Raw genomic sequence first — 8,645 nt, forward strand, 5'->3', positions numbered from 1 at the left:
GGGAGGGAGGCCACCGGGGGAGCCTGGGCCAGCTGGTCGAGGATGCTGGACAGGAAGACGATCCCGCCGTCCGCCCCCGAGTCGACGTTGGTGTGGATCGTGGTGGTGCCCGCGAGGGCGATCTTCTTCCGGGTGGCGCCGACGGACTTCCAGTCCGGGTAGCCCTCGTACCCGCCCGCGGAACGGGACTTGAGCTGGACCGGCTGCTCGCGGTCGATGCCGTTGTCCGCGCCCTTGAGATAGCGGTCGAACCAGCGCTCGGTGTCGGTCCACACGTCGTTGGGCAGGCCGAACAGGCCGGTCAGTTCGGCGGTGGCGTGGTCGCCGGGGCGGAACTCCAGTCTCTTCGGGCCGGTCAGCTTCTCGTAGAAGCCCGCGTACTGGTTGGGCGCGAAGACCGTGTCGCCCCACGCGTTGGCCATCATGACCGCGGCGCCGTTCTGGTTGATCTGGTCCACGTAGGTTGCGGCTGAACGTTTCTTCCCCCAATCGATCATCTCCTGTTCCTTCGACAGGTTCGACGCGTAGAAGTTGTCGAAGATCTGCCGGATCTCGGCGCTCTGACGGCCCGTGACCAGGCTCGCGCCGTCCAGCAGGGCCGCGGCCTGGACGTGCTGGGTGCGGCCGGAGTAGATCGAGTCGATCAGATCGGCCCAGCCGCTGAGGGCGGCGACGGCCTTGATGCGCTTGTCGTGGGCGGCGGCCAGGAGGCTGATGCCGGCGCCGTACGAGACGCCCGCCATGCCGATGTGCCGGTCGTCCGCAGGGGTGTTGGCGAGTGCCCAGTCGATGACCTTGGAGGCGTCCGCGGTGTCGGGAGGGCCCGCCACTTCTATCTGCCCGCCCGATTGCCAGAACCCGCGGACGTTGTAACTGACCACCACGTAGCCGGAGTTCGCGAGCTTCTGGGCCTGGGCGAGGTACTCGACCTGGGGCAGGCCCCAGCTCGTGGGCAGGACGAGCAGCGGGTAGCGCCTGGAGCCGTCGGCTCCGGCGGGCGTGATCACGTTCGCCTTGAGGACGGTTCCGCCGTCCCCCGTGATGTCGACGAAGCGCACGGCGTCCGCCGCCTGGGCGCCGGGAGCGAGCCCGAGGGCACCACCGGCGATCAGGGTCGCGGAGACGGCGCCCACGGTGGTCGTACGCAGGGCCTTGCGAGGGTGTCCCACGGGTCACTCCCTACTCGTGTCAATGCAAAGTGACCAGACGGTAACCGCGCCGCTTTACCGGAGGTAACCCGTCGGTAAGTTACGTGGGAGTAACGATTGTTGTGCTGTGAATCAATTCAGGAGGCGCGGTGGGAGTTCCGTGGAGCCGCGGGCGTCGGCAGCGGCGTCTGGGCCGCACGTGTCACGTCCGCGACCAGTTCGGCGACATCGGGGCCGTACGCATGCGAGTTGACCACCTTCAGCAGCAGGACGAAGGAGCTGTTGCCGTACTTGCGGTACAACCGCTCGTGGTTGCGGGCCAGATAGCGGGTCGCGGCCTGGTTGGTGATGGCCGTCTGGCCGCAGAACAGGAAGACGGGCCGGGTCAGGCCGGGCTGCCCGGCGGTGAGGCGGGCGAGCAGGACGTACTCGGCCACGCCCTTCTCCAGGAGGTAGCGCTCGCTGCCGATCTGATAGGTCATGCGGATCGGGCCGGGTTCCGACGGGTCGACCTTCACCAGCACCCCGGGCAGCATGGCGGCGATGTGCGCCATCATGCGCCGGTTCGACGTGGGGCCGCCGACGCAGAACTCCGTGCGTTCCCCGAAGCCCTGCCGGGCCGCGTCCTGGGTGATCACCTCGGCGTGTGCGCCGCAGTCCTTGATGAGAGCGGAGAGTTCGAGCAGCGCGAACACGTCGTAGCGGTGCACCGAGAGTTCGGTGCTGCCCGCGTCCCGGTTCACGACCAGCAGTGACTCCGAGTTGTCCGGCAGCCCGAAGAACGCCTGCTTGCGGCGGAGTTTCCGCTTCCACAGGTACGTCCGGGCCAGCCAGCCGAGCGCGGCGCTGATGCCCGCCGCCACCACGCCCAGGACGATGTTGCGCACGTCGTCTGTCATGTGCGCGCATGCTAGCGGGCCGACACGACTCCTACGTACCGGTGTTCGAAGTGTGGCATTCGCATGACGCCTGCCCCGAAGAGGGGTGTCGGGGCCACGGCGATGTGGTTACGCTGCGCGGACGGTCCTGGACTGGAGGTACGGATGCGTCGCCCTGTCGCACGGAAGCTGTCGGTCCTGGCGGTCTCGGCCGCCGTGGTGTCGGTGAGCGCGGCGGCACCGCCGCAGGCCACCTCGGCACCCGCGAAGGTTCCCGTCGCCGTCGGTTACGGCGGAGCCGTCTCCAGCGTCGACGCGGACGCCTCCGCCGCCGGCATCGAGGTCCTGAGGAAGGGCGGCAACGCGGTCGACGCGGCCGTCGCCACCGCCGCCGCGCTCGGGGTCACCGAGCCCTACTCCTCCGGCATCGGCGGGGGCGGCTACTTCGTCTACTACGACGCCAAGTCCCGTACGGTGCACACGATCGACGGCCGCGAGACGGCACCGCTGAGCGCCGGCTCCGACCTGTTCCTGGAGAACGGCAAGCCGCTCGCCTTCGCCGACGCCGTCAGCAGCGGGCTGAGCGTCGGCACTCCGGGCACCCCCGCCACCTGGGCCACGGCGCTCGGCCAGTGGGGCAGCAGATCGCTCGGCAGCGTCCTGAAGCCGGCCGAGCGGATCGCCCGGGACGGGTTCACGGTCGACGAGACCTTCCGCTCCCAGACCGCGTCCAACGAGACACGGTTCCGCTACTTCCCGGACACCGCCGAGCTGTTCCTGCCCGGCGGGCAGCTGCCGGTCGTCGGGTCCACCTTCAAGAACCCCGATCTCGCCCGCACCTACCAGGAGTTGGGCCGCAAGGGCGTCGACGCGATCTACCGCGGCGACCTCGGCGACGACATCGTCGACACCGTGAACCACCCGCCGGTGGACCCGGCCTCGGGCTGGAACGCCCGGCCGGGCGAGCTGTCCGAGAAGGATCTCGCCGCCTACCGGGCCAAGCTCCAGAAGCCCACCAAAACCTCCTACCGCGGCCTCGGCGTCTACTCCATCGCGCCCTCCTCGTCCGGCGGCACGACGGTCGGCGAGGCCCTCAACATCCTTGAGCGCACCGACCTTTCGAAGGCCAGTGAGGTCCAGTACCTGCACCACTACATCGAGGCCAGCCGGATCGCGTTCGCGGACCGGGGGCGCTGGGTCGGCGACCCCGCCTTCGAGGACGTACCGACGAAGGAACTGCTGTCACAGAGGTTCGCCGACTCGCGGGCCTGCCTGATCAAGGACGACGCGGTGCTCACGAGCCCGCTGGCGCCGGGGGACCCGCGTCACCCCGGGGGCTGCGCGGACCGGGGCACCGCCGCTCCCACGACGTACGAGGGCGAGAACACCACGCATCTGACGGTGGCCGACAAGTGGGGGAACGTCGTCTCCTACACCCTGACCATCGAGCAGACAGGTGGCAGCGCGATCACCGTCCCCGGGCGCGGGTTCATCCTCAACAACGAGTTGACGGACTTCTCCTTCACCCCCGCGAACCCGGCCGTCCACGACCCGAACCTGCCGGGGCCCGGCAAGCGGCCGCGCTCCTCGATCTCGCCCACGATCGTCCTCGACAAGCACAACAGGCCGGTGGTGGCGCTGGGTTCGCCCGGCGGGGCGACCATCATCACGACCGTGCTCCAGGTGCTGACCGAGTTCGTCGACCGCGGGCTGCCGCTGGTGGACGCGATCGCCGCGCCTCGGGCGAGTCAGCGCAATGCCGCGCAGACCGAGCTGGAGCCGCCGTTGTACAGCAGTGGTGAGCGGTCGCAGCTGGAGGCCATCGGGCATTCGTTCAAGCTCAACCCCGAGATCGGCGCGGCTACGGGGGTGCAGCGGCTGCCGGACGGGAAGTGGCTGGCAGCCGCTGAGACCGTGCGGCGGGGCGGGGGGTCCGCGCAAGTGGTGTACCCCGCACCGTAGTCGTCCTCAGGCGCGTGGGGGCTCGTCGCGCAGTTCCCCGCGCCCCTGGGGAGTCGGCGTGAACGTCAGACTGTCTGCCCCTGTGTCCACTGTCACCGTGCCGCCCTCGGCGATCGTGCCGTTCAGCAGCAGGCGGGACAGCTGGTTGTCCACCTCCCGCTGGATCGTGCGGCGCAACGGGCGGGCGCCGTACTCCGGTTGGTAGCCGCGTTCGGCGAGCCAGTCGACCGCGCTGTCGGTGAAGTCGACCGTGACGCCCTGGGCGTGGAGCAGCCGGCGGGTGCCCTCCAGCAACAGCTTGGTGATCTCGCGCAGTTGCTCGCCGGTGAGCTGGCGGAAGACGACGATCTCGTCGATGCGGTTCAGGAACTCCGGGCGGAAGTGGTCGCGCAGGGGCCGCAGGATCTGCTCCCGGCGGGCCTCCTCGTCCGTGCCGCCCGGCCCGAAACCGATGCCGGATCCCCGGCGGGTGATCGCCTCCGAGCCGAGGTTGCTGGTCATGACGATCACCGTGTTGGTGAAGTCGACCGTGCGGCCCTGGGAGTCGGTGAGCCGTCCGTCGTCGAGGACCTGGAGGAGGATGTTGAAGACGTCCGGGTGGGCCTTCTCCACCTCGTCCAGCAGGAGCAGCGAGTACGGGTGCCTGCGGACCACCTCGGTCAGCTGGCCCGCCTCCTCGTGGCCGACGTATCCGGGCGGGGCGCCGACCAGGCGGCTGACGGTGTGCCGCTCCTGGTACTCGCTCATGTCCAGGCGGACCATGCGCTCCTCGCTGCCGAACAGGGACTCGGCGAGGGCGCGGGCCAGTTCGGTCTTGCCGACGCCGGTCGGGCCGAGGAACAGGAAGCTGCCGATCGGCCGGTCCGGGCTCGCGAGGCCGGCCCGGGAGCGCAGGACGGCGTCCGAGACGACCCGTACGGCCTCGTCCTGGCCGATCACCCGCTCGTGCAGGTGTCCCTCCAGGCCGAGCAGCCGGTCCTTCTCCTCCTGGGTGAGGCTGCTGACCGGAATGCCGGTCAGCCGGGACACCACCTGTGCGACGGCCTCCGTGGTGACCTCCAGGTGCTGGCCCTCGTCGACCTCGTCACCCCCGGCGGCCTCGCTGATGCGCTGCTTCAACTCGGTGATGCGGTCCCGTAGTCGGGTGGCCTGCTCGTACTGCTCGTCGGCGACCGCCTGGTCCTTGTCCCGGGCCAGTTGCTCTACCTCGCGCTCCAGGGCCCGTACGTCGGTGCCCTTGGTCCGTGCGCGCAGGCGTACCCGCGCCCCCGCCTGGTCGATCAGGTCGATCGCCTTGTCGGGCAGGCGCCGGTCGGTGACGTAGCGGTCGGACAGCTCCACCGCGGCCACCAGCGCCTCGTCGGTGTAGCGGACCTGGTGGTGGGCCTCGTAGCGGTCGCGCAGCCCGCGCAGGATCTCGATCGCGTCCGCCGGTGTGGGCTCGGGGACCAGGATCGGCTGGAAGCGGCGGGCCAGGGCCGCGTCCTTCTCGATCCTGCGGAACTCCTCCAGCGTGGTCGCGCCCACGATGTGCAGCTCGCCGCGGGCCAGGGCGGGCTTGAGGATGTTGCCCGCGTCCAGGGAGCCGCCCTCGCCGCCCCCGCCCGCGCCGACGACCGTGTGGAGCTCGTCGATGAAGACGATCAGCCGCTCGGAGTTGTCGCGGATCTCGCCCACGATGTTCGTCAGGCGCTCCTCGAAGTCGCCGCGGTAGCGGGTGCCCGCGACCACCCCGGTCAGGTCGAGGGCGAACACCCTGCGCCCGATCAGCACGTCGGGCACGTCCCCGTCGACGATCCGCTGGGCCAGCCCCTCCACGATGGCGGTCTTGCCGACGCCCGCGTCACCGATGAGCACCGGGTTGTTCTTGCCGCGGCGGGAGAGCACCTCGATGGTCTGCTCGATCTCCTCCTCCCGGCCGATCACCGGGTCGATACGGCCCTGCCGGGCCAGCTCGGTGAGATCGCGGCCGTACTTGTCGAGCGTGGGCGTGCCCGTGCCACGCGGTGTCTCGACGCCGGGCTGCCCGGCGTCCGGGGCCGTCTCGGGAGGCAGACCGGTGGGGGCGAACCGGGCCGAGTTGAGGATGTGCCCGGCGGCCGAGTCGGGGTTCGCGGCGAGCGCGCTGAGCACGTGCTCGGGGCCGATGTAGCCGGCGCCCCGGGCCCGGGCCAGCTCGTGCGCGTCGAGCAGCGCGCGCTTGGCGGCCGGGGTGAGGGCCAGGGAGGTGGGCGGAGGGGCCTCCTCCGGCTGGTGCTGGACGGGGCCGGAGCGTTCGTCGATCTCCGAGGCGAGCGAGTCGGGATCTGCTCCGGCCCGGCTCAGCAGGGTCCGGGTCGGCTCGGCGGCGAGGGCGGCCCGCAGCAGGTGCTGGGTGTCCAGATCCCGGCTGCCGTGCTCGGCGGCGTACTGCGCGGCGCCCCGCACCAGCTCCCTGGCCGGCTGGCTCAGCAACTGGCCGATGTTGATCTGACGGGGGCCGGGACGTGGCCCGCCGAAGAAACGGGCGAGGAACTCTCCGAAGGCGTCGTAGCCTTCCGGTCCGCTGAATCCGCTGGTCATGGGCGTTCCCATCCGGCATCCCCGCGCGGGCCGGGGACACCCTCGCTGATCGACGTGCCGGGGCCGGGTAACCCGGGTGTCAGCCGGTTACACCTTCGCACGGATGGGGGAGTGCGGCACATTCAGCCGGTGGCGGGCGGGCCGGTCCGGTGAGGCCCTCGCGACCAGGCGGGCTCAGCGTGCCGTCAGGACGCGTGGACCCTCGTCGGTGATGGCCACGGTGTGCTCGGTGTGCGCCGCGCGCGAGCCGTCGTTCGTCTTCAGCGTCCAGCCGTCCGGCGCCGTGTGGTACTCGTCCGTGCCGCCGGCGATGAGCATCGGCTCGATCGCGAGCACCATGCCGTGCCGCAGCGCGAGGCCGCGGCCCGGGCGCCCCTCGTTGGGCACCGGCGGGTCCTCGTGCATCCGGCGGCCGATGCCGTGGCCGCCGAAGTCGTCCATGATGCCGTAGCCACCGGCCCGGCAGACGGTGCCGATCGCGTGCGCGATGTCCCCGATGCGGTTGCCCACCACCGCGGCCTCGATCCCGGCCGCCAGTGCCCGCTCCGCGGTCTCGATCAGACGTACGTCGGCGGCGCGCGGGGTGCCCACCGTGAAGCTGATCGCCGAGTCCCCGGCCCAGCCGCGGAGTTGGGCACCGCAGTCGATCGAGACGAGGTCGCCGTCGCGCAGCCGGTAGCCGGTCGGGATGCCGTGCACGATCGCGTCGTTCACGGAGGCGCAGATGACCGCGGGGAACGGGGTGGTGGCGAAGGTGGGGCGGTAGCCGAGGAAGGGCGAGGACGCCCCCGCCTCCCGCAGCACCCCACGCGCCACCTCGTCCAGCTCCAGCAGGGAAACACCCACGTCAGCGGCGTCTCGTACGGCGGTCAGGGCGCGCCCGACCACCTGCCCGGCCTCGTACATGGCATCGATCGATGTGTTCGTCTTCAGCTCCACCATGCCAATTACTATACCGGTATTAGAATGGGTGCATGGTACGCACCCCTCTCACTCCCGAAGAACGCGAACGCGGCGAGCGGCTCGGCCGGCTGCTGCGCGAGGCCCGCGGCGGCCGCAGCATGGCGGACGTCGCGGCGAGCGCCGGAATCTCCGCGGAAACGCTCCGTAAGATCGAGACCGGACGGGCCCCGACCCCGGCGTTCTTCACGGTGGCCGCGCTCGCCCGGGCGCTCGGGCTCTCCATGGACGAGCTGGCCGGACTGTGCGAGCTCGCGGGCGTGTGACGGGAGTTCGCCCCGGCCGGGGTCGCGCCGGGAGACTCCTGCTGCGCTCTTGAAAACTGTCCGTAGCCCGTTCGTAACACTGCTGGTGTTGCCTTACGGACCGGAGTGCTCCGGTCTAACGGGAGTTGAGCGATGGCAGTGGATCAACTCCCGGGTCGGATGCGGGAGTTCGTGGCCTACCTGGACGGTGTACTGGCGCGCCTGGACCAGGGTGCCGGCTGGTGCGCGGTGTTCTGGCACCGCGACCCGGACGGTATGCAGGCCTGTCTCGACGGCCGTGAGGTGCCGCCCTGGGACGTGGTCGAGTCGCTCCTTCAGGACTACGCCGCGGAGTACGGCGCCGAAGCCGCCCACGCCGAGGCGGAACGGGCCCGCCCGCTGCACGCCGCCGCCCAGGCCGCCCATGACGCCCGTCCGGGTGGCCGGGACGCCCTCGGTGACCGCTTCGACGTCATGCTCCGCGAACAGCGCTACGCGGCGGAACGCCAGGCCGAACTGGGCCGCCGCCTCGCCACCGCCGCCACCCAGGAGGAGGCCGACGCCATCCGCCTGGACCTCGCCTGGGCCCGCGACGACCACGAACGCGCCGTCCGGCGCTGTGCCGAACTCCGTTCCCGCATGGCCGAGTTGCACAACCGCACGCGGAACGACCAGGCATGGACGAGCCGGCCGGGGCGGGACGCGGACGGCGGCCGGGGCGCCGGGTTCCCGGACATGCCGCCGCAGCGCGAGGCCGCGCCGAGCACGCCCGCCGGGGCACCGCTCGCCGACGCCGCCGCGCAGTGGCCCACGCCCACCGGAGCGGCCGGCCGCGTACCCGCCTCGCACCCGACGGCTCCCGCCCCGTACCCGCAGGACCAGGCCCGGAC

General features: G+C 71.2%; 6 protein-coding genes and 1 pseudogene. 3 read left to right on the top strand and 4 right to left on the bottom strand.

Annotation, left to right across the window (positions count from 1 at the left end):
* Positions 1 to 1,169: CocE/NonD family hydrolase (locus tag EHS43_RS29505; protein WP_125193771.1), on the bottom strand; the 1,169-nt coding region annotated here is incomplete at its 3' end.
* Between the two features lie 116 nt (positions 1,170 to 1,285).
* Complete coding sequence (locus EHS43_RS29510; RefSeq protein WP_185806465.1) at positions 1,286 to 2,047, bottom strand: hypothetical protein; 762 nt, start codon at positions 2,045 to 2,047, stop codon at positions 1,286 to 1,288.
* Between the two features lie 144 nt (positions 2,048 to 2,191).
* Between EHS43_RS29510 and ggt the strand changes: the two genes are divergently transcribed.
* Entirely contained in the window at positions 2,192 to 3,988 is a 1,797-nt protein-coding gene (gene ggt, locus EHS43_RS29515; protein ID WP_185806466.1) for a gamma-glutamyltransferase, read from the top strand.
* Positions 3,989 to 3,994: 6 nt separating this feature from the next.
* Here ggt and EHS43_RS29520 read toward each other — a convergent pair whose 3' ends face one another.
* Both EHS43_RS29520 and map read right to left on the bottom strand, forming a co-directional pair.
* Positions 3,995 to 6,550, bottom strand: coding sequence for an ATP-dependent Clp protease ATP-binding subunit (locus EHS43_RS29520; RefSeq protein ID WP_125193772.1), 2,556 nt, complete (start codon positions 6,548 to 6,550; stop codon positions 3,995 to 3,997).
* Between the two features lie 174 nt (positions 6,551 to 6,724).
* Complete coding sequence (gene map, locus EHS43_RS29525) at positions 6,725 to 7,492, bottom strand: type I methionyl aminopeptidase (protein ID WP_125193773.1); 768 nt, start codon at positions 7,490 to 7,492, stop codon at positions 6,725 to 6,727.
* Between the two features lie 32 nt (positions 7,493 to 7,524).
* On the opposite strand from map, the gene EHS43_RS29530 reads away from it, so the two are divergent.
* Entirely contained in the window at positions 7,525 to 7,776 is a 252-nt protein-coding gene (locus EHS43_RS29530) for a helix-turn-helix domain-containing protein (protein ID WP_125193774.1), read from the top strand.
* Between the two features lie 132 nt (positions 7,777 to 7,908).
* Positions 7,909 to 8,645: pseudogene (locus EHS43_RS29535) on the top strand (hypothetical protein); the annotation flags it as partial.

The sequence above is a fragment of the Streptomyces sp. RP5T genome, from assembly GCF_003933965.1.
Taxonomy (GTDB): Bacteria; Actinomycetota; Actinomycetes; order Streptomycetales; family Streptomycetaceae; genus Streptomyces.